Genomic DNA, 20,314 nt, shown 5'->3' with positions numbered 1-20,314 from the left:
TCCAGTGAAAGCTGCAGCCACCAAGACCGTTGCCGCCAAGCCAGAAGCCAAGCCAGCAGCAGTGGCCAAGGCCGACGCCAAGCCGGAAGCCAAAGTCGACACCAAGGCCGATACCAAGCCGGAAGTGAAGACCGACGCCAAGGCCGAAGCCAAGCCGGAAGCGAAAAAACCGGCCGCCAAGAAACCGGCCGCCAAGCCGGCAGCGACCACCGCTGCGCAACCGGCAGCCGCACCAAGCGCCGTTCCGGCAGCGCCAAGCGCCGCTCCTGCCAAGACCGTGCTGGCGCCGACCGCATGGCCGTTCCCGACCAGCAGCCGTCCTTAATACCGGACCTCGCCCAACCTGCCACGCGCCATGTGCGCATGGCAAGTCGGGGCTGCTTCAGGCACAATGCCGCTGTGTGATTGTTCGCACAGCGGTTTTTTTTTGAGGAGAGTCCGTGCTGTCCATTCTTCAGTTTATCGTCGATATCATCGCAGGCTTGCTGGGTGGAGTGCTGCTGCTGCGCTTCTGGACGAACGCCATCCGCGTGCGCTTGCCCGACCAGATCCGCCAGTTCGTGCACACCATCACCGACTGGCTGGTGATGCCGCTGCGGCGCGTGGTGCCGGGCACCCGGGGCTACGACTGGGCGAGCCTGATCGGCGCCTTCCTGGTGGTGCTGGTGGCCAGCACGCTCCTGCTGCTGCAGGGCGGCAGCGGCGAGATGGTGCTGCTGTATGCGCTGCACCGCTTCCTGAACTGGATCCTGTACGGCTTCATGGCGCTCCTGATCATCGAGGCGATCTTCAGCTGGGTGAACCCGAACGCGCCGCTGGCGCCGTTCGTGCACGCCCTGAACCAGCCGCTGCTGCGCCCGATCCGGCGCGTGGTCCCGCCGATCGGCGGCATCGACCTGTCGGTGCTGGTGGCGCTGGTGCTGATCCAGATCCTGCTGTTCGTGCTGAGGCAGGTGTTCGGCTTCTGAGCGCCGCCGCTGCCCTCCAAACGAGCTGGAAACAAAATGGCCTTGCATTGCAAGGCCATTTTTTTATCCGGTGACGCCAGGCGTCATCAGCGGAAGGTGAAGCCGAAGGCGGCCTCGAACTGCTGGTCGAACTCTTGCGGCGTGAAGCTGTGGTTCTGGCCGCCCTGGGAGGCGATCTTGATCGCGCCCAGCAGGCTGGCGATGCGGCCGCTGGTGGCCCAGTCCAGGCCATTGGTGATCCCGAACAGCAGGCCGGCGCGGTAGGCGTCGCCGCAGCCGGTGGGGTCGACCACGTTCGCCGCCTGCACCGCCGGGATGCGATGGTGCTCGCCGCCGGCGTAGATGTCGGAACCTTCGGCGCCGCGCGTGATGATCAGCGCATCCAGGCGCGCCGCGATGTCGGCCTGGCTCAAGCCGGTGCGGTCCATCACCATCTCGAATTCGTAGTCGTTGCACGCCAGGTAGCTGGCCTGGCCGATGAAGGTGATCAGCTCGTCGCCCGAGAACATCGGCAGCTGCTGGCCCGGATCGAACATGAACGGCACCTTCAGCTCGGCGCAGTCGCGCGCATGCTTGATCATGCCGTCGCGGCCGTCCGGCGAAATGATCGCCACCGCCAGCGGGCCCTGGTCGGCCACGTTGTTCTCGTGCGAGAACTGCATGGCGCCCGGGTGGAAGGCGTTGATCTGGTTGTTGTCCTCGTCGGCGGTGACGAAGCATTGCGCCGTGTACGCGTCGGCGATGGTGCGGATGCCGCGCGTCTGCAGTCCTTGCGCTTCCATGCGCTTGAGGTAGTCGCCGCCGTCCTGGCCCAGGGTGCCCATGATCAGCGGTTCGCCGCCCAGCAGCTTGAGGTTGTAGGCGATATTGGCCGAGCAGCCGCCGTACTCGGTGCGCAGGGTCGGCACCAGGAACGACACGTTCACGCGGTGCAGCTGGTCGGCCAGCAAGGTGTCGCCGAAGCGGCCGTGGTATTGCATGATCTTGTCGAATGCGAGCGAGCCGCAGATCAGGGCGGTTTTGGTCATGGTTCAGCCTTCAGGGGTAGAAAACGGCAATGTGGTAGCCGGAAGGTTCGAGTCCTTCCAGCCTGAAATGGATCTTGACCGGCTGCTCGGCGCGCGCGCCGAAGCCGGCGAAGTTGTCGGCGGAAGCGTTGGCCATCCGGGGCGCGTAGTCGCGCGGACCGAACACGCGTCGCACCAGCGGCTTGTCGTCGGCATCGTTCAGGGTCAGCTCGATGCTGGGCCAGGCCAGCGCCAGGTCGCCGCCGTTGCGCAGCACGGTGTTCAAGGTATAGGCGTTGCCGCCCAGGGTGATCAATTCTCCGGTCTCGATCACCAGCGCGTCGGGCCGCGCCGGCAGGCCGACCTGGCAGCGGAACAGCGCGCAGGTCGAGACCAGGGCCGGACGCAGCGCCGGGTAGCGCGCCGCCAATACGTCGCGGAAGCTCACCATGGCCTGCAGGACGAGCGCCAGCAGCAGCAGGATGCTGCCGGCGACCATCGCGATGCGCACGGCCTTGCTCGACTGCTCGCGCTGGCGGCCGCGGCGCACGAACTCGGGTTCGTCGATCTCGGGCACGCGCAGCTTGGGCGTCTCTTCGATCCGGGTCGGGGTCAGCTTGGAACGACGCGAACGGGCGTCAGCGGCGCGTGCGCGCGGGGACTTGGGCGGCAACGGTGGCAGCGCCGGCGCAGGCGAGACGATCGGCGGCGAGCCGCCGGCCGATTCGCGCAGCAGCAGCGGCGGGGCGTCGGGCGCCGGCTGGCGCGCGGCGGGTTCGGGTGCGGATTCGGGGGCGGGTTCGTGCCGGTCGAGACCCTCGTCCGGCGGCGGGGCCGCCACGATCTCTTCATCGACCGGTAGCTCGGCCACGGCGGCATCCGTGTCTGGTTCGACCGTGGCTTGATCCTCGTTCGTGGCGTGCGGCAGGATCCCGAACGGCGACAGCGCACGGTCGAATTCGAGCGTGTAGATCGGTTGTTCGGTGTCGTCGGTCGCGGGAACGCCTGGCGTGATGGCCGGTTCGGCGACTGGCGGAGAAGGCGGGGAAGACGGCGGGGCGTTCAGGTCGACCAGCCCCGCATTGCCGTCGAAGACTTGCTGGCAGGCGCCGCAGCGCACGATGCCCCCACGCAGCTTGAGCTGGTCCGCGGCGACGCGGAACAGCGTGCCGCAGTGGGGGCATTGGGTGGCGAGCGCCATGCCTGCCTAGCCCTTGGTGCGGGGCGGCGGCGCGCTGTCCTGGCCGAGCGTCCCGTGAAGGGCGACCCAGCCGTCCTGCTCGGCCCAGACGCCCAGCTTGATGAAAGGTGCGTAGGCGGCGGCGACTTCTTCGGCCTGGCGCGCGAGCACGCCCGACAGGATCAGGTTGCCGCCGTCGGCCACGCGGCCAGCCAGCATCGGCGCCATCAGCTTCAGTGGGCTCGACAGGATGTTGGCCACCACGATGTCGAACTTGCCGCCCGCATGACGCTCGTTGCCGGACGCGGCGAAGGTGTCGGGCAGGTAGTAGTCGATCTCGACGCCGTTGCGCTCGGCGTTGGCGCGCGCCGACTCGATCGCCTGCGGATCGATGTCGACGCCGGCGACGTCCTGCGCGCCCAGCTTCTTGGCCACCATCGCCAGGATGCCCGAGCCGCAACCGTAGTCCAGCACCGACTTGCCCGGCGCCGGATGGGCTTCCAGCCACTCCATGCACAGGCGGGTGGTCGGATGGCTGCCGGTGCCGAAGGCCAGGCCCGGATCGAGTTCGAGGATCAGGCCGGACGGATCGGGCGCTTCGTGCCAGCTCGGCACGACCCAGATGTTCTTGCCGATGTGGATGGGCTCGAACTGCGATTGCGTCAGGCGCACCCAGTCGGCGTCTTCGACCTTGCGGGTGGTGAAGGCCGGCACGACGGGCAGCCTGACCGCCTGCGCGGCCTCGGTGACGATCGCCAGCTGGTCGGCGTCGGCCTCCAGCAGGGCGACGACGCGGCTGTGGTCCCAGGCGGCCTGGGTCGGCTCCATGCCCGGCTCGCCGAACAGGGGTTTTTCGTCTTCGGTGCCTTCGTCGGCGTCCTCGACGGACACCGACAGCGCGCCGGCTTCCATCAGGGCGTCGGACAGCGCTTCCGCGTGGTCGCGGGCGATCTCGATGACGACTTCAGTCCAGCTCATTCTTGTACCTTGGCTTCCGATTTGGCGCCGAGCGCCGTTTCCTTCGGCAGGTCGGGCTTGGCGGCCAGTTTCTGCTCCAGGTAGTGGATATTGGTGCCGCCCTCGATGAAGCGGGCGTCGACCATCAGTTCGCGATGCAGCGGAATATTGGTGAGGATACCTTCGACCACCATTTCGGAGAGCGCGATTTGCATGCGGCGGATCGCTTGCTCACGGGTCGCACCGTACGAAATTACCTTGCCGATCATCGAGTCGTAGTGAGGTGGAACATAGTATCCCGCATACGAGTGCGAATCGACACGGATGCCAGGGCCGCCCGGCGGGTGCCAGCCGGTGATGCGGCCTGGCGACGGGGTGAACTTGAACGGATCCTCGGCATTGATGCGGCACTCGATCGAGTGACCCGACAGCATGATGTCGCGCTGGCGGAAACGCAGCTTCTCGCCGCAGGCGATGCGGATCTGCTCCTGCACGATGTCGATCCCGGTGATCATCTCGGTGACCGGATGCTCGACCTGGACCCGGGTGTTCATCTCGATGAAGTAGAACTCGCCGTTCTCGTACAGGAATTCGAAGGTGCCGGCGCCGCGGTAGCCGATCTTGCGGCAGGCTTCGGCGCAGCGGTCGCCGATCTTCTCGATGAGTTTACGCGGGATGCCCGGCGCCGGCGCTTCCTCGATCACCTTCTGGTGGCGGCGCTGCATCGAGCAGTCGCGTTCGCCCAGCCAGACGGCGTTCTTGTGTTCGTCGGCCAGGATCTGGATCTCCACGTGGCGCGGATTCTCCAGGTACTTCTCCATATAGACTTCCGGATTGCCGAAGGCAGTGCCGGCTTCGGTCTTGGTCATCTGCACGGCATTGAGCAGCGCGGCTTCGGTATGCACCACGCGCATGCCGCGGCCACCGCCGCCGCCGGCGGCCTTGATGATGACCGGGTAGCCGATGCGACGCGCGGTCTGCACGATTTCCTTCGGATCGTCCGGCAGGGCGCCGTCCGAACCCGGCACGCACGGCACGCCGGCCTTGATCATCGCCTGCTTGGCCGAGACCTTGTCGCCCATCAGGCGGATCGAGTCGGAACGCGGGCCGATGAAGACGAAGCCCGACTTTTCGACGCGCTCGGCGAAGTCGGCGTTCTCGGACAGGAAGCCATAGCCCGGGTGGATCGCTTCGGCGTCGGTCACTTCGGCCGCGCTGATGATCGCGGGCATGTTCAGGTAGCTGAGGGTCGATTGCGCCGGTCCGATGCAGACCGATTCGTCCGCCAGTTTCACGTACTTGGCGTCCTTGTCGGCCTCGGAGTGGACGACGACCGTCTTGATGCCCAGCTCGCGGCAGGCGCGCTGGATACGCAGCGCGATTTCACCACGGTTGGCGATGAGGATTTTTTCAAACATGGTAGGTCCGGTATTCAGTGAAAACCGGCGCGGCTGAGAGAACAGGCGGCGCCGGACACGTCATGGGTGAGCCGGCGGCGCGCGTCGTGGGCGCGGGCCGGCTTGGAGAAGCAGATCAGCCGATCACGAACAGTGGCTGGCCGAATTCGACCGGCTGGCCGTTTTCAACGAGAATCTTGGTGATGGTGCCGGAGACGTCGGCATCGATTTCGTTCAGGAGCTTCATCGCTTCGATGATGCACAGGGTATCGCCTTCCTTGATGCTCTGGCCGACTTCGACGAAGGCGGCGGCGCCAGGCGCGGACGAGCGGTAGAAGGTGCCGACCATCGGCGACTTGACCACGTGGCCGGTCGGTTCGGCGGCGACGGCCGGCGCGGCTGCCGGCGCAGGCGCGGCAGCAGGGGCAGCGGCAGGCGCCGAGTATTGCTGCACGCCTTGGTGCGGCAGCATGACCATCTGGTTCTGCGGGATTGCGGACGACTTGACGATGCGAACCTTGCTTTCGCCTTCGGTCACTTCCAGCTCGGCGATGTCCGATTCAGCGACCAGGTCGATCAAAGTCTTGAGTTTTCGTAGATCCATGTGAAACCCCTTGGAATTATTCGTTTTAGAGAGCAGGCCGCAGCGTCGGAAATGGGTCGCGCGGCCGCTGTTACATGAAGTTGACGTAGATTAACGCTATTTAAGTGCGAAGTCGATGGCAAACCGATATCCGTCCGCCCCCAGTCCGCAGATCACGCCGCGCGCGATTCCAGACAAATAAGAGTGGTGCCGGAAGGACTCGCGTTGGTGGATATTCGAAATATGCACCTCCACGAAGGGAATGGCCATCGAGGCGAACGCATCGCGCAGGGCTACGCTGGTATGGGTCAGGCCGCCAGGGTTGATGACGATGAAATCCACGCCTTCGCTACGCGCGGCATGGATGCGGTCGATCAACGCTCCCTCATGGTTACTCTGGAAATATTCCAGCGCCGCGCCGGCCTGGCTGGCCTGTGCGACTGCAGCTTGTTCGATGTCGGCCAGGGTGGTCGTGCCGTACACCGCCGGTTCCCGCGTCCCCAATAGATTGAGGTTGGGGCCGTTCAGCAGCAGTAGCTTTTTCGCCATGGTGAGAGTCTGGTTGCCCGAAAGTCAGGCATTGTGCCGCCTAGCTCAGCTATTGGCAAGCAGTAAAATTGCCAGTCGATAGGAGAAGTTGGCGGCATTATCAATCGTACGATCGTTCGTAATTTTCCGGATCAGGAGTCGAGTTTGGCGAGGTCGGCGCGCAATTCATCGAACTTCAGTTCGCCCAGATAAGTCTTGATCACCTGCCCATCGGCGCCGATCAGCACGGTATACGGCAAGCCGCCATTCGTATTGCCGAATCCGCGCGACAGTTCGGTGCCGCCCATGCCGCCGACGTACAGCGGATAGGTGACGTTCATTTTTGCGGCGAACTCGCTCATATTGGTGGGCGAATCGATGCCGATGCCGATCACGTTGAAGCGCTTGCCGCCGTCCTCGCTCGCCAGGTGCGCCAGCTCGGGCATCTCGCGCACGCAGGGACCGCACCAGGTGGCCCAGAAATTGACCAGCAAGGGCTTGCCCTTCCACTGGGCCAGCGGCTGCGGCTTGCCTTCGAGGTCGTTGAGCGACTGTGCATACAGGCTGGTGACGGGATTGGTGACCTGGCCGTCGCGGGCGACGGTGGTCGGCGCAGGCAGCACGCTTTGCGCCGGTTTCTTGTAGACCGCCACCAGGGCGCCCATCACGCCGAACAGCGCGGCGACTGCCGCGTAGGCGGCCAGATGTTTCTTGTTCATTCGTCAGCTTCCACTCAGTTTCCGTTTTGCTCGCCAGCGGCGATCAGTGCGCGCAGGCCGGCCATGTCGATGCGCTGCGCCCGACCGTCGGCGCGCGGCTTGAGCGCGCCGCGCAGGTCCTGGTATTCATACAGTTCGGCATGCACCGTTTCCTTCATCCATGGGAAGGACACGGTTTCGACCGGGGCATGGCGGCCCCCCTTGAAATGCGGGGTTTCCGAAATGTCGATATTAACATTACGGTTGAGCAAGTAGATTTCCACCTCCTTGGCGCTGTCGGCGAACAGCTGCAGGTGGATGTCGTCGTGCGCGCCTGCGGTGCCGTTGAGGACGGCGCCGGTGAGATAGGGATTGAAGTCGGCCAGCGCTTCCATCACCTGCAGCGCGGTCGCGCGCAGGTGGGCCAGGCGCTCGGTGTGGGCAGCGCCACCGAACAGGGCCAGGTACTTGCGCACCTCGTCCTCGATTTGCCCGTCGTCGGGCAGCATATTCGGTTTCAAAGGGGTAACGCCCAGCACCTGGCGGGCGGCCTTGCGGCGGGCGGTATCGAGATCGGCGCCGTCCTGCGCGACCAGGCGCGCAGCCAGCAGGGCGATCTCGTTACGCAACTGGAGGAGATCGGTATTCAGATTCGGCATCATGCCTGGGATCATACTCTTGAACGGAAAATGACAGCGGCTCGGGTAGAATCGCGTATTCGTCCATTCATTCCTGGCTAGAATTTTCCATGCACATTCATATCCTCGGCATCTGCGGCACCTTCATGGGCGGCCTGGCCGTCCTGGCCAAGGAGGCGGGCCACCGCGTGACCGGTTGCGACGCCAACGTCTATCCTCCGATGAGCACCCAGCTGGAAGCCCAAGGGATCGAACTGATCCAGGGCTATGGCCCGGAACAGGTGGCGCTGAACCCCGACCTGTATGTGATCGGGAATGTCATGACGCGCGGCAATCCGCTGATCGAAGAGATCCTGAACCGCGGCCTGCCCTACGTCTCGGGCCCGCAGTGGATCGGCGAACATATTCTGCGCGAAAAATGGGTGCTGGCCGTGGCCGGTACGCACGGCAAGACCACGACCACGTCGATGCTGGCCTGGATCCTGGAAGACGCGGGTTACGCGCCGGGCTTCCTGATCGGCGGCGTGCCGATGAATTTCGGCGTGTCGGCGCGCCTGCATGGCGACAAGCAGAGCGACTTCTTTGTGATCGAGGCCGACGAATACGACACCGCCTTCTTCGACAAGCGCAGCAAGTTCGTGCACTACCATGCCAAGACCGCGGTGCTGAACAACCTGGAATACGACCACGCCGACATCTTCCCCGACATCGGCGCCATCGAAACCCAGTTCCACCACCTGGTGCGCACCGTGCCGGGCGTGGGCCGGCTGGTCGTGAACGGCGATGAAGCGTCGCTCGGCCGCGTGCTGAAACGCGGTTGCTGGAGCGACAAGGAAAGCTTCGGTTCGGCCGACGGCGTCGACTGGGCAATGGTCGAGCATCCGGGCGGCGCCAGTTTCGACGTCATCTTCAAGGGCGAACACCAGGGCACCGTGGGTTGGGACCTGACGGGCAAGCACAACCGCTCGAACGCGCTGGCCGCAATCGCCGCCGCGCGCCACGTCGGCGTGCCGACCGCCCAGGCGATCGCGTCGCTGGCGCGTTTCCAGAACGTCAAGCGGCGCATGGAAGTGCGCGGCGTCGTCAACGATATTACGGTGTACGACGATTTCGCCCACCATCCGACGGCGATCGCCACGACGGTCGGCGGCCTGCGCCAGAAGCTGGGAACGGGCGGCCGCATCCTGGCCGTGCTCGAGCCGCGTTCGAACACGATGAAGCTGGGCGCCATGAAAGATGCGCTGCCGGGCAGCCTGAAGGATGCCGACCTGGTGTTCGGCTTCGGCAGCCAGCAGGCGCTGGGCTGGTCGCTGGCCGACGCCTTGACACCGCTGGGCAAGATCGCGCACAGCTTCGACCAGATCGACTATATGGTGCAGGCCATCGTGCAGCAAGCGCAGCCGGGCGACCACATCCTCGTGATGAGCAATGGCGGCTTTGGCGGCGTGCACCAGAAACTGCTGGACGCGCTGGCGCCATGACGGCCAATCCCTATCTGCTGTATCTGCACGGCTTTCGCTCCTCGCCGCGTTCGTTCAAGGCGCGCGTGGTGCAGGAAAGGCTCGAGCAGGCCGGCATGAAGGAGCGCCTGATCTGCCCGCAGCTGCCGGCCTCGCCGAAGGCGGCGATGGATCTTGCCTTGGCGCTGGCCGAGCGCCACGCGCCTCACGACCTCGCCATCGTCGGCTCTTCGCTGGGCGGCTTTTATGCATGCTGGCTGGCCGAGCGCCTGGGCGTGCGCGCGGTCGTCATCAATCCTGCGGTCGACCCGACGCGCAACCTGGAAAAGCATGTCGGCGTGACCACCGCCTGGCACTCCGACGAGCCGTTCGAATTCCGCCAGGAGTACATCGGCGAGCTGCAGGCGCTGCGCGTGGCGAATATCACCCGTCCGGAGCGTTACTTCCTGCTGGCCGCGACCGGCGACGAAGTGCTGGACTACCGCGACATGGTGGCCCACTATGCGGGAGCGCGCCAGCACGTGATCGAGGGCAGCGACCATGCGATCCCGGAGTTCCCGCAGTATGTGGACGAGGTGCTGGCGTTTTGCGGTTTTGCGCCGGTGGACGCGGCGCAGTGAGGGGCAAGTCGTTACGCCTGGCTGCATGGCAGCCGCATGCGCGCGCGGTGCGCGCGCCGGAAGGCATGCACGACTGGCTGGTCACGCCAGGTTCGCTGACGGCGCGCCTGGTGTCCAGCAGCGCCGCGTTCCGGGTGCGCCGCCTGCACCAGCGCAGCGCCACCTGCCTGGCGGACGAGGCGCAGGTGATCGGCCTGGCGCATCCACAGCGGGCCTGGGAACGCGAAGTGCTGCTGGAGTGCGACGGCGCGCCGGTGGTGTTCGCCCACACGGTGGTGCCGATGGATTGCGATGCCACCGACTGGCCGCTGTTCTCGGCGCTGGGCGAGCGCTCGCTGGGCACGACCTTGTTCTACGATCCGCTGGTACGGCGTGGGCAACTGGAATTCGCGCGCCTGTCTGCCGACCATCCGCTGGTGCGCCGCGCGCACGCGGCGCTCGGCAGGCAAGGCGGCGCCGACACGACTATTTATTACGCGCGGCGCTGCGTCTATCGCCGCCGTCAAGGCCTGCTCCTGGTCACCGAGGTATTCTTGCCCGCGGTACTGACACTGGGAGCGGCTGCAACCATGAAGAACATTACTTAATATGAACGTATTTTTCGAGGAATCGGGCGACTTCAAGGTCGGCGCCATCCTGTCGCAAGCGGGCGAGGCCTACCAGGTGGAGATGCCGAGCGGTAAGCGCACCAAGGTCAAGACGCGCGACGTGCTGCTGCAGTTCGACAAGCCCGAGCCCCAAGCCTTGCTGGATGCGGCCAAGGCGATCGTTCTTGATGTCGATCTCGATTTCCTGTGGGAAGTCGCGGGCGAAGAAGAATTCGGTTTCGCCGAGCTGGGCGCCGAATATTTCGGCCACGCCCCGCTGCCGCACGAAGCCGCCGGCCTGGTGCTGGCCCTGCATGGTTCCCCCATCTATTTCTACAAGAAGGGCCGTGGCCGCTACAAGGCGGCGCCGGAACAGTCGCTCAAGGCCGCGCTGGCCGGCATCGAAAAGAAAAAGCAGCAGGCCATCGTCCAGGCCGGCTATGTGGAAGAGCTGAAGGCGGGCAAGCTGCCGCAATCGATGCAGCAGATCGTGCACCAGCTGCTGTTCAAGCCCGACAAGAACACCATCGAATATAAGGCTTTCGAGACGGCGGCCAGCGAACTGCAGACCAGCGCGCCGCGCCTGATGCTGGACGTCGGCGGCCTGGCTTCGCCGAAAGAGCTGCACATGGGCCGCTTCCTGTTCGAGCACTTCCCGCGCGGCGCCGGTTTCGCGCCGGTGGACATTCCGAAGGCGCCTGGCGACCTGCCGCTGGCCAATGTTGCCGCCTTCTCGATCGACGACGTCACCACCACCGAGATCGACGACGCCTTCTCGGTCGTGCGCCTGGATGACGGCAGCGTGCAGGTCGGCATCCACATCGCCGCGCCGGGCCTGGGCATCCGCCCGGACGACGCGATCGACAAGATCGCGCGCGCGCGCATGTCGACCGTGTATATGCCGGGCGACAAGATCACCATGCTGCCGGACGAGGTGGTCAACGCCTTCACCCTCGCCGAAGGCAACGATTGCCCGGCCTTGTCGCTGTACGCCGTGCTCGATCCGAGCGACTGGAGCGTCAAGTCGACCACGACCCGCGCCGAGCGCGTGCCGATCAAGAACAACCTGCGCCACAACGACCTCGATCACGTGGTCAACGAAGAGACGCTCGAGAGCGGCGCGGGCGACTATCCGCACAAGGACGAACTGGGCTTGCTGTGGAAGTGGGCGCTGCAGCTGGAAGCGGGCCGCATGAAGAAGCGCGAAGCCTTCGGCCTCAAGCCGGAACAGGCGAACCGGGTCGACTTCAATTTCTACGTCGAGGACGACGTGGTCTCGATCGTGCGCCGCAAGCGCGGTGCGCCGCTGGACAAGATCGTGGCCGAGCTGATGATCTTCGCCAACAGCACCTGGGGCAAGCTGCTGCACGACTCGGGCGTGCCCGGCATCTACCGTTCGCAGACGCCGGGCGCCGGCGGCTGGGCCGCCAAGATGCAGGTGCGCATGGTCACGCACGCGGCGCCGCACCAGGGCCTGGGCGTGGACCAGTATGCCTGGAGCACCTCGCCGCTGCGCCGCTACACCGACCTGGTCAACCAGTGGCAGATCCTGGCCGCCGCCGAGCACGGCGTGACGGCGCCGCTGGTGGCTCCCTTTAAACACCGCGATGCGACCCTGTTCGCGATCGTCTCGAGCTTCGACGCGGCCTATTCGGCGTATAACGACTTCCAGCAGAACATGGAGCGCTACTGGTGCCTGCGCTGGCTGGGGCAGGAGAACGTGAAGCAGGCCGACGCCGTCGTGCTCAAGGACGAACTGGTGCGCCTGGTCGACGTGCCGCTGGTGGTGCGCCTGACCGGCATGCCCCAGGTGGCGCGCGGCGCCCAGGTGAAACTCGACATCGTGCGCTGGGACGAGATCGACCTGCAGCTCGAAGCGCGCCTGCTCGAGGTGGCGTCGGCCGAACCGGACGCGTCGCTCGACTACGAGGAAGAAGCGGACACCGGCGAAGCGGCGGTGGCCGAAGTGGTCGAGGCCGAAGGCGCGGTGGCGGCGGTCGATACCGGCGACGCGCCGCAGCCGGCGCCGGCGTCGGCGCAATAACAGGTGGAATAATATGCGGACCGTGGCGGACGGTTGCACCGTTCGCCACACCTGTTATCGAAGCAACCACGTTCCGCATCCTCCGCATTGTTCGACCTCCCTCATCCGTTCGCGTCGGGTTAGAATGGATCAATTCTCTGATTCAATTGCCCCACCAGGCCACCCGTAGCGCGTGAAGTCCTTTCTCCAACACCGTCCCCTGATGATCGCCCTGGCCGTATCGGTGGCAGCCCACGCGGGCCTGCTGGCGCTGCGCTTCGCCGCGCCGGAGGCGTTTCGCCACCAGCCGGCCGATCCGGGACTGGAAGTGGTGCTGGTCAATGCCAGGCACGACCGGGCGCCAGCCAAGGCCGACGCGCTGGCCCAGGCCAACCTGGACGGTGGCGGGACGGCGGAGGCGGGCCGCGCCAAGTCGCCGCTGCCCGACCTGCGCAAGGTCGAGGACGGCGACAGCATCAAGGCCCTGCAGCGCCGCATCGCCGAACTCGAGCGCCTGCAGCAGAACGTGCTGACGCGCGCGCGCAGCGGCGGCAATTTCACTGCGCCGCCGGTCACCGAGCGCGACAAGCCCGATCCGACCCGCACGGGTAGCGACAACATCGACACCGCGCGCGCCATTTCGCGCACCAGCGCCGAGATCTTCGAGCGCATCGAGGAAGAAAACCGCCGCCCCAAGCGCACGCAGATCACACCCAGCACGCGCCAGGTCGGCTACGCGCTGTACTACAAGGCGATGCAAAAGCGCATCGAAGAAGTCGGCACGCTGAATTTCCCCCAGCAGGCGGGGCGCAAGCTGTATGGCGACCTGGTGGTCTACATCCCCGTGTTCCAGGACGGCACCCTGTACCTGGGCGATGGCGGCCCGCGCGTCGAACGCAGCTCGGGCAATCCGGCCCTCGACAAGGCGGCGCTCGAGATCGTGCGCCGTTCGGCCCCGTTCGGCGCCTTCCCGGCCAATATGCGCACCCAGGGCAAGGACGACCTGTGGGAAGTGTTCACCCGTTTCCGTTTCACCCGTGAGGACAAGATGCAGGCAACCCTTGGAGAAGCCGCCAAATGAGCCGCCCTGTGACCGATAAATATTGCGTCATCGGCAATCCGATCGCCCACAGCAAATCCCCGCAGATCCACGCCGCCTACGCGCTGCAGACCGGCCAGGAGCTGACGTATGAACGCTGCCTGGCGCCGCTGGACGGTTTCGAGGCCACCGTGCGGCGCCTGGTCGCCGAAGGTTATCGGGGCGCCAACGTCACCGTGCCGTTCAAGCTCGAGGCGGCGCGGCTGGCGACCCGGCTGGCGCCGCGCGCCCAGGCGGCGGGCGCCGTGAACACCCTGATCTTCGAACACGGCGAGATCGTCGGCGACAACACCGACGGCCCCGGCCTGGTGGCCGACATCGTGCGCAATGCCGGCGTGCCGCTGGCCGATAAACGCATCCTGCTACTGGGCGCCGGCGGCGCCGCGCGCGGCGCGCTGCTGCCGCTCCTGACGGAAAACCCGCGCCAGATCGTGATTGCCAACCGCACGCTGGCGACCGCCGAACGGCTGGCAGGCGACTTCGCGGCGCACGCGGACCGGCTGGCGGTGAGCGGTTTCGCCGACGTGGAAGGCGGCTTCGATGTCGTCATCAACGCCACCTCGGCCAGCCTGGCGGCCGACGTGCCGCCGGTGCCGCCATCGGTATTTGGCCCCGGCGTGCTGGCGCTGGACATGATGTACGGGAAGGAGCCGACCGTGTTCATGGCATTCGCCGCGCGCCATGGCGCGACCGTGCGTGACGGCCTGGGCATGCTGGTCGAGCAGGCGGCCGAGGCCTTCCTGCTGTGGCGCGGCGTGCGGCCGGAGACGAACGCCGTGCTGGGCGCGATGCGCCAGGCAGGCTGACCATGGCCAAGTCGCGCAAGGCCGCGCCGACCGGGCGCCGCTGGATCAAGTGGATCTTCCTGGCCCCGTTGCTGCTGGTGCTGCTGGTCCAGCTGTATTTCTTCGCCATGGTGTGCTGGTATTCCCAGTTCAATCCCGGCTCGACCAGCTTCATGCGTGAACAGCTGTCCCAGCTGCGCGAAAAGAATCCGGACGCGACCCTCAAGCACCAGTGGGTGCCGTACGAACGCATCTCGCGCAACCTGAAGCGCGCGGTGGTGGCCTCGGAAGACGCCAACTTCAGCGTGCATGGCGGCGTGGACTGGGAAGCGATCGAACGCGCCTACGAGCGCAACCAGCGGCGCAGCAAGGTGGTCGGCGGCGGCTCGACCATCACCCAGCAACTGGCCAAGAACCTGTTCCTGTCCGGCTCGCGCAGCATGTTCCGCAAGGGCCAGGAGCTGGTGATTGCCTATATGCTGGAAACGGTGATGAGCAAGGAGCGCATCCTCGAGCTCTACCTGAACGTGGTCGAATTCGGGCGCGGCGTGTTCGGCGCCGAGGCGGCGGCGCGCTACTACTACAAGACGTCGGCTGCCAATCTGAGCCCGGCCCAGGCCGCCCGGCTGGCGGTGATGCTGCCCAATCCGCGCTATTACGACAAGCACCGCTCGACCAGTTACCTGCAGCGGCGCACCAACGCCATCCTGCGCCAGATGCGCTTCGCCGAGGTGCCTTGACGCGAAATGTCGTTACTGAGTTGGCTCAGTGCACGGCGAGCGGTTACACTTGCGCTAATTTTTCTCCCCCCGGCCAGAAAATAGCGAACGAGACCCCAGCGCATGATCAACGTATTTGTCCTACAGAATGGCCGCCTGAACCAGGCAACGATCGCTTCCCGGGAAGACCTGGAGAACGTCGCGCCGGTGTGGGTCGACCTGACCGACCCGGACGAGGAAGAGCGCACCTGGGTCAAGGCCAGGTATGGCGTGACCCTGCCGGGCGAGGACGAAGTCCAGGACATCGAAGCCTCGGCGCGCTACTACGAGGCCGAAAACGGCGACCTGCACCTGCGCACCGACTTCCTGCTCGAGGAGGAAGACGGCCCGTCGCGGGTGGTGACGGTGGCCTTCATCCTGTCCGGCAAAATCCTGTTCTCGGTCCATAACGACGACCTGCCCGTGTTCCGCCTGGTGCGCATGCGCGCGCGTTCGCGGCCCGGCTCGATCGAAGACTATATGGACGTGCTGCTCGACCTGTACGCGACCGACGCCGAATATTCGGCCGACGCGCTGGAAGGCATCTACGAAAGCCTCGAAGAAGTCTCGACCCGCGTGCTGCAGAAGGAATTCACCGACCAGGACGCGGCCGCCGCGCTGAACGCCATCGCCCACGAGGAAGACTTGAACGGCCGCATCCGCCGCAACATGATGGATACCCGGCGCGCGGTCAGCTTCCTGATGCGCGGCCGGCTGCTCAACTCCGACCAGTTCGAGGAAGCGCGCCAGATCCTGCGCGACATCGAGTCGCTCGACGGCCACACGTCCTTCCTGTTCGACAAGGTGAACTTCCTGATGGACGCCACCGTCGGCTTCATCAACATCAACCAGAACAAGATCATCAAGATCTTCTCGGTGGCCTCGGTCGCCTTCCTGCCGCCGACCCTGATCGCCAGCCTGTACGGCATGAACTTCGCCCTGATGCCGGAACTGAACTGGCGCTTCGGCTATCCGTTCGCGATCGCCCTGATGGCGGCCAGCGCGGTGGCGCCGCTGCTGTACTTCCGCCGGCGCGGCTGGTTGAAGTAATCCGGCAATGAAAAACGGCGCACCTCGGTGCGCCGTGTTGTTTTGCGTCGAGCGTGCTTAGCCGATGCGCTTGAACACGCGCCGCGCCGCCTCGATCGTGGCGTCGATCACGGCGTCGTCGTGCTGGATCGACACAAAGCCCGCTTCGAACATGGCCGGCGCGAAGTACACGCCTTCTTCGAGCATGCCGTGGAAGAAGCGGTTGAAGCGCTCCTTGTCGCCCGCCATCATCTCGCTGTAGCTGGACGGGACGTCCTTCGAGAAGTAGAAGCCGAACATGCCGCCCACCGAGTCGCCGCAGAAATCGATGCCGGCTTCCTGCGCGGCTGCGGTGAGCCCCGTCACCAGCCGATCCGCGGTCGCGGTCAGCCTCTCGTAGAAGCCTTCTTCCTGGATCAGCTTCAGGGTGGTCATGCCGGCCGCCACCGCCACCGGGTTGCCCGACAGCGTGCCGGCCTGGTACACCGGACCGATCGGGGCCATCTTCTGCATCAGGTCGGCGCGCCCGCCGAAGGCCGCCACCGGCATGCCGCCGCCGATCACCTTGCCCAGCGCGGTCAGGTCGGGGGTGATGCCGTACATGCCCTGGGCGCCTTCGAGGCCCACGCGGAAGCCGCACATCACCTCGTCGAAGATCAGCACCGCGCCATGCTCGGTGCACAGTTCGCGCATGCGCTGCAGGAATTCAGGGGTGGCGCGGATCAGGTTCATATTGCCGGCCACCGGCTCCACGATCACGCAGGCGATGGTGTCGCCCATCGAGGCGAAGGCGTCTTCCAGTTGCGGGACATTGTTGTAGTCGAGCACCAGGGTGTGCTTGACGAAGTCTTCCGGCACGCCGGCCGAAGTGGGGTTGCCGAAGGTCAGCAGGCCGCTGCCGGCCTTCACCAGCAGCGAATCGGCGTGGCCGTGGTAGCAGCCTTCGAACTTGACGATCTTGTCGCGGCCGGTGGCGCCGCGCGCCAGGCGCAGCGCGCTCATGGTGGCCTCGGTGCCGGACGAGACCAGGCGCACCTGTTCGATCGACGGCAGCAGGCGGCAGATTTCCTCGGCGATCTCGATCTCGCCTTCTGTCGGCGCGCCGAAAGATAGACCGTTAGCAGCAGCGGCCTGCACCGCCTTGACCACTTCGGACCTGGCGTGGCCGAGGATGGCCGGGCCCCAGGAGCCGATGTAGTCGATGTAGCGCTTGCCGTCGGCGTCCCAGAAATACGGGCCCTGGGCGCGCTCGATGAAGCGCGGGGTGCCGCCCACCGAGCGGAAGGCGCGCACCGGAGAATTGACGCCGCCAGGGGTCGATTGCTGGGCGCGGGCGAACAGGATGTCGTTGCGCGAGGTGGATTGTTCAGTGGTCATGATGGCTGCTTCGTGATTGAAAAGAACCCGTCCCGGCGCAAAACGCCTAGGGACGAAAGAATTTACTGGGAATGAACTTGCCCATGCCGAAGCGCTGCGCATGCTCGAGCGCGCCGGTGGTGTATTCCTGAGCCAGGGCCAGCGCCTGCGGCGCGTCCATGCCGCGCGCCAGGCAGGCGGTGAAGGCCGCCGAATAGGTGTTGCCGGCGCCCAGGAAGGGGCCGGGCAGGTGCTGCCAGTCGACCCGCGCGACTTCGCCGCCGGCGTCGTACAGGCGGTTCGAGCAGCCGCCGTGTTCGTCGCGGCTGCCGGTCACCAGCACGTAGTGCAGGCCGCTCGAGGTGAGCTCGGCCACGTCTTCTTCGAGGTCGCCGTCCTTGCGTTCGGCGCCATCGCGCCACAGCTCGGCCATGCGGCCCAGTTCGGACTGGGACAGGATCAGGGCGGTGGCCTGCGGCGCCAGGATCGAGCGCAGCGCGGACAGCATTTCCTCGTCGCCCAGGCCGGCGTCGGGCAGGGCCGACAGGAAGGGGTCGAGGACCAGCGGCGCGTCCGGGTAGTCGGACACGATCTCGGCGATCGCGGCCAGGTGCAGGGCCGAGCCGACGGCGCCGACCTTGAAGGCGGCGATCGGCATGTCTTCCAGCAAGGTGCGCGCCTGCTCGGCCATCCAGTCGCTGTCGAGCTCGTACATATTCTCGATGCGGGCACTGTCCGCGACCAGCAGGCCGGCGATGGCCGACAGCCCGTGACATCCGAGGGCGGCGAACGCGGCGCAATCCGCCTGCACGCCGATGGCGCCGACGGGATCGCAGACGCCGAAGCTCAGGATGAGGGGGAACGTTTGGTTTTGCACGTCGGGTAGATTAAGATGCCGGATTCCGATTCCACATTTTACTAGATACAAGGACCAATACTGTGAGTACCGAATCCACCGCGCCTTTCCAGACCTGGATGTGCCTGATTTGTGGCTGGGTCTATGACGAGGCTGTCGGTGCACCCGACGATGGCATCGCTCCCGGCACGCGCTGGGCCGACGTTCCGATGAACTGGACTTGCCCGGAGTGCGGCGCGCGCAAGGACGACTTCGAGATGACGGCAATCTGAAGAAACAATCATGCAATAAAGATCACAATGTGATCAGCTTGATAATGGCATCTCGTCTACTCCCGGGATGCCATCTTCTGTAGTAGTTGACTCTCTGCAACACTTTGCGCACAAGAAAGATGCGCTGTGCTATCGTGGCGCTTCAAGCCGAAGTGAAACGAAAATGACGACATCGCCGCAATCCACGGCCCTGACCATCATGGTGATCGACGACAGCAGCACGATCCGCCGCTCCGCCGAGATTTTCCTGAACCAGGCCGGTTACCAGGTGGTGTTGGCCGATGACGGTTTCGACGCCCTGGCCAAGATCAACGACCATCATCCGGCGCTGGTGTTCTGCGACATCCTGATGCCGCGCCTGGACGGTTACCAGACCTGCGCCCTGATCAAGAAGAGCGCGCGCTTTCGCGCGACGCCGGTGCTGATGCTGTCGTCCAAGGATGGCCTGTTCGACCGCGCGCGCGGCGCGATGGTCGGCGCCAGCGCCTATCTCACCAAACCCTTTACCAAAGACAGCCTGCTGGCGGCCGTGCGCGAGCACGCCACGCCCCAGGACTGACATCCATACGAGCCGGAGCCGTAAGTGGCCATCAACAAGATCCTCATCGTCGACGATTCCCCGACCGAACGCCTGTACCTGACCGACATCCTGGTGAAGAACGGCTTTGCCGTCAGCACCGCTGTGAATGGCGACGAAGCGATCGAGCGCATCCGCGCCGAGCGCCCCGAACTGATCCTCATGGACGTGGTCATGCCGGGCAGTAACGGCTTCCAGGTGACGCGCGCCATCGCGCGCGACCCGGAGCTGGCGGCGCTGCCGGTCATCATCTGCAGCAGCAAGAACCAGGAAACCGACCGCATCTGGGGCCTGCGCCAGGGCGCGAAGGACTACCTGGTCAAGCCGGTCGATCCCGAGCGCCTGCTGGCCAGCATCGCGGCCGTGGCGACCGCCGGCGGCGTGAGCGCATGACCATCGCGGCGGGCGACGGCAAGGAGCGTGAAGAGAGCGGCCGGCGCAATCCTGCGGCGCGCCGTACCCGCCTGCGCCTGTACCAGGAGCAGCTGCTGGAAAAGATGCAGGCGGCCCGGACCGGCGCCGGCGGCAATGCCGGCCAGCTGGGCCTGGCGATCGGCGCCACGCGCTACCTGGTCGACCTGCTCGAGGTCGGCGAGATCGTCTCCCCCGCGCCCCTGACCGTCGTTCCGCTGACCCAGCCCTGGTACCTGGGCCTGGCCAATGTGCGCGGCAGCCTGCTGGGCGTGATCGACCTGGCGCGCTACCTGGGCGAGGAAGCATCGCCCGATGGCCCCGCGACGCCGCGCCTGGTGGTGTTCGCACCGCATCTCGGCTTCAACTGCGCCTTGCTGGCCTCGAACGTCCACGGACTGCGCCAGGCCGGCGCGATGGAGCGTGTGGGCGACGTCCTGCGCGACGCCGACGGCAACACATGGACGCCGCTGTCGCTGGCGGCGCTGGTGCGGGAAGAGCGTTTCCTGCGGGTTGCAGGCTAAC

At 65.7% G+C, this 20,314-nt stretch carries 24 protein-coding genes; 14 read left to right on the top strand and 10 right to left on the bottom strand.

From position 1 onward, the window contains the following. The first annotated feature begins 4 nt into the window (after window positions 1-4). Both KY496_RS15100 and KY496_RS15095 read left to right on the top strand, forming a co-directional pair. Window positions 5-325, top strand: a complete 321-nt coding sequence (locus tag KY496_RS15100) for a hypothetical protein (RefSeq protein WP_179944484.1) — start codon at window positions 5-7, stop codon at window positions 323-325. A gap of 115 nt (window positions 326-440) precedes the next feature. Beyond that, complete coding sequence (locus tag KY496_RS15095; RefSeq protein WP_071361377.1) at window positions 441-968, top strand: YggT family protein; 528 nt, start codon at window positions 441-443, stop codon at window positions 966-968. A gap of 86 nt (window positions 969-1,054) precedes the next feature. Here the strand turns inward: KY496_RS15095 and KY496_RS15090 are convergent, their stop codons facing one another. The 8 genes from KY496_RS15090 to KY496_RS15055 form a co-directional block, all read right to left on the bottom strand. Then, on the bottom strand, window positions 1,055-1,996 hold the full coding sequence (locus KY496_RS15090) for a carbohydrate kinase family protein (protein ID WP_219861343.1): 942 nt from the start codon (window positions 1,994-1,996) through the stop codon (window positions 1,055-1,057). 10 nt (window positions 1,997-2,006) lie between these two features. Next, window positions 2,007-3,176 carry a DUF3426 domain-containing protein gene (locus tag KY496_RS15085; RefSeq protein ID WP_219861341.1) on the bottom strand — a complete coding sequence of 390 codons (1,170 nt, stop codon included), beginning with the start codon at window positions 3,174-3,176 and terminating at the stop codon, window positions 2,007-2,009. 6 nt (window positions 3,177-3,182) lie between these two features. Continuing rightward, complete coding sequence (gene prmA, locus KY496_RS15080; protein WP_184236893.1) at window positions 3,183-4,133, bottom strand: 50S ribosomal protein L11 methyltransferase; 951 nt, start codon at window positions 4,131-4,133, stop codon at window positions 3,183-3,185. Continuing rightward, on the bottom strand, window positions 4,130-5,530 hold the full coding sequence (accC, locus tag KY496_RS15075) for an acetyl-CoA carboxylase biotin carboxylase subunit (protein WP_071361381.1): 1,401 nt from the start codon (window positions 5,528-5,530) through the stop codon (window positions 4,130-4,132). The genes prmA and accC overlap by 4 nt, the downstream gene beginning before the upstream one ends. 115 nt (window positions 5,531-5,645) lie before the next feature. Continuing rightward, window positions 5,646-6,113, bottom strand: a complete 468-nt coding sequence (gene accB, locus KY496_RS15070) for an acetyl-CoA carboxylase biotin carboxyl carrier protein (RefSeq protein WP_071361382.1) — start codon at window positions 6,111-6,113, stop codon at window positions 5,646-5,648. Between the two features lie 96 nt (window positions 6,114-6,209). After that, the gene (gene aroQ / locus KY496_RS15065) at window positions 6,210-6,641 is read right to left on the bottom strand and encodes a type II 3-dehydroquinate dehydratase (protein WP_219861339.1); all 432 of its coding nucleotides are present in this window, start codon (window positions 6,639-6,641) and stop codon (window positions 6,210-6,212) included. 131 nt (window positions 6,642-6,772) lie between these two features. Further along, window positions 6,773-7,339, bottom strand: a complete 567-nt coding sequence (locus KY496_RS15060) for a TlpA disulfide reductase family protein (RefSeq protein WP_005665286.1) — start codon at window positions 7,337-7,339, stop codon at window positions 6,773-6,775. A 14-nt stretch (window positions 7,340-7,353) separates the two neighbouring features. Further along, a complete protein-coding gene (locus tag KY496_RS15055) occupies window positions 7,354-7,980 on the bottom strand; it encodes a hypothetical protein (RefSeq protein ID WP_005665287.1) in 627 nt (208 codons plus the stop codon). 86 nt (window positions 7,981-8,066) lie between these two features. Here KY496_RS15055 and mpl point away from each other — a divergent pair, with 86 nt between their 5' ends. From mpl to corA, 8 genes are all read left to right on the top strand, one after another. After that, window positions 8,067-9,437, top strand: coding sequence for a UDP-N-acetylmuramate:L-alanyl-gamma-D-glutamyl-meso-diaminopimelate ligase (mpl, locus tag KY496_RS15050; protein WP_219861337.1), 1,371 nt, complete (start codon window positions 8,067-8,069; stop codon window positions 9,435-9,437). Then, entirely contained in the window at window positions 9,434-10,036 is a 603-nt protein-coding gene (locus KY496_RS15045; protein ID WP_219861335.1) for a YqiA/YcfP family alpha/beta fold hydrolase, read from the top strand. The genes mpl and KY496_RS15045 overlap by 4 nt, the downstream gene beginning before the upstream one ends. Further along, complete coding sequence (locus KY496_RS15040; RefSeq protein ID WP_219861333.1) at window positions 10,033-10,623, top strand: chorismate lyase; 591 nt, start codon at window positions 10,033-10,035, stop codon at window positions 10,621-10,623. The genes KY496_RS15045 and KY496_RS15040 overlap by 4 nt, the downstream gene beginning before the upstream one ends. Before the next feature lies 1 nt (window position 10,624). Continuing rightward, window positions 10,625-12,667, top strand: a complete 2,043-nt coding sequence (locus KY496_RS15035) for a ribonuclease catalytic domain-containing protein (protein ID WP_219861331.1) — start codon at window positions 10,625-10,627, stop codon at window positions 12,665-12,667. A gap of 202 nt (window positions 12,668-12,869) precedes the next feature. Beyond that, window positions 12,870-13,727 carry a TonB C-terminal domain-containing protein gene (locus KY496_RS15030; RefSeq protein ID WP_071361387.1) on the top strand — a complete coding sequence of 286 codons (858 nt, stop codon included), beginning with the start codon at window positions 12,870-12,872 and terminating at the stop codon, window positions 13,725-13,727. Then, on the top strand, window positions 13,724-14,551 hold the full coding sequence (aroE, locus tag KY496_RS15025; RefSeq protein WP_219861329.1) for a shikimate dehydrogenase: 828 nt from the start codon (window positions 13,724-13,726) through the stop codon (window positions 14,549-14,551). Before KY496_RS15030 ends, aroE begins: the two co-directional genes overlap by 4 nt. A gap of 2 nt (window positions 14,552-14,553) precedes the next feature. Continuing rightward, window positions 14,554-15,270 (top strand): monofunctional biosynthetic peptidoglycan transglycosylase, encoded by a 717-nt coding sequence (gene mtgA, locus KY496_RS15020; protein ID WP_005665294.1) that lies wholly within the window; start codon window positions 14,554-14,556, stop codon window positions 15,268-15,270. A 102-nt stretch (window positions 15,271-15,372) separates the two neighbouring features. Next, a complete protein-coding gene (gene corA, locus KY496_RS15015; protein WP_005665296.1) occupies window positions 15,373-16,338 on the top strand; it encodes a magnesium/cobalt transporter CorA in 966 nt (321 codons plus the stop codon). Between the two features lie 57 nt (window positions 16,339-16,395). On the opposite strand, the gene hemL is transcribed toward corA, so the two are convergent. Then, window positions 16,396-17,694: a glutamate-1-semialdehyde 2,1-aminomutase gene (gene hemL, locus KY496_RS15010; protein WP_219861327.1), complete on the bottom strand. Its 1,299-nt coding sequence runs from the start codon at window positions 17,692-17,694 to the stop codon at window positions 16,396-16,398. A 46-nt stretch (window positions 17,695-17,740) separates the two neighbouring features. Next, window positions 17,741-18,550: a hydroxymethylpyrimidine/phosphomethylpyrimidine kinase gene (locus tag KY496_RS15005; protein WP_219861325.1), complete on the bottom strand. Its 810-nt coding sequence runs from the start codon at window positions 18,548-18,550 to the stop codon at window positions 17,741-17,743. A 98-nt stretch (window positions 18,551-18,648) separates the two neighbouring features. Between KY496_RS15005 and KY496_RS15000 the strand changes: the two genes are divergently transcribed. From KY496_RS15000 to KY496_RS14985, 4 genes are all read left to right on the top strand, one after another. Then, entirely contained in the window at window positions 18,649-18,801 is a 153-nt protein-coding gene (locus KY496_RS15000; RefSeq protein WP_040775196.1) for a rubredoxin, read from the top strand. 163 nt (window positions 18,802-18,964) lie between these two features. Then, window positions 18,965-19,360: a PleD family two-component system response regulator gene (locus tag KY496_RS14995; RefSeq protein ID WP_184236918.1), complete on the top strand. Its 396-nt coding sequence runs from the start codon at window positions 18,965-18,967 to the stop codon at window positions 19,358-19,360. A 24-nt stretch (window positions 19,361-19,384) separates the two neighbouring features. Further along, window positions 19,385-19,771 carry a response regulator gene (locus tag KY496_RS14990; protein ID WP_307729052.1) on the top strand — a complete coding sequence of 129 codons (387 nt, stop codon included), beginning with the start codon at window positions 19,385-19,387 and terminating at the stop codon, window positions 19,769-19,771. Next, complete coding sequence (locus tag KY496_RS14985; RefSeq protein WP_219861323.1) at window positions 19,768-20,313, top strand: chemotaxis protein CheW; 546 nt, start codon at window positions 19,768-19,770, stop codon at window positions 20,311-20,313. The genes KY496_RS14990 and KY496_RS14985 overlap by 4 nt, the downstream gene beginning before the upstream one ends. Window position 20,314 lies beyond the last annotated feature (1 nt).

It is taken from the genome of Massilia sp. NP310, from assembly GCF_019443485.1.
Taxonomy (GTDB): domain Bacteria; phylum Pseudomonadota; class Gammaproteobacteria; order Burkholderiales; family Burkholderiaceae_D; genus Telluria; species Telluria timonae.
The sequence above is the reverse complement of the archived record's forward strand: the minus strand, read 5'-3'. Positions and strand labels throughout refer to the sequence as shown.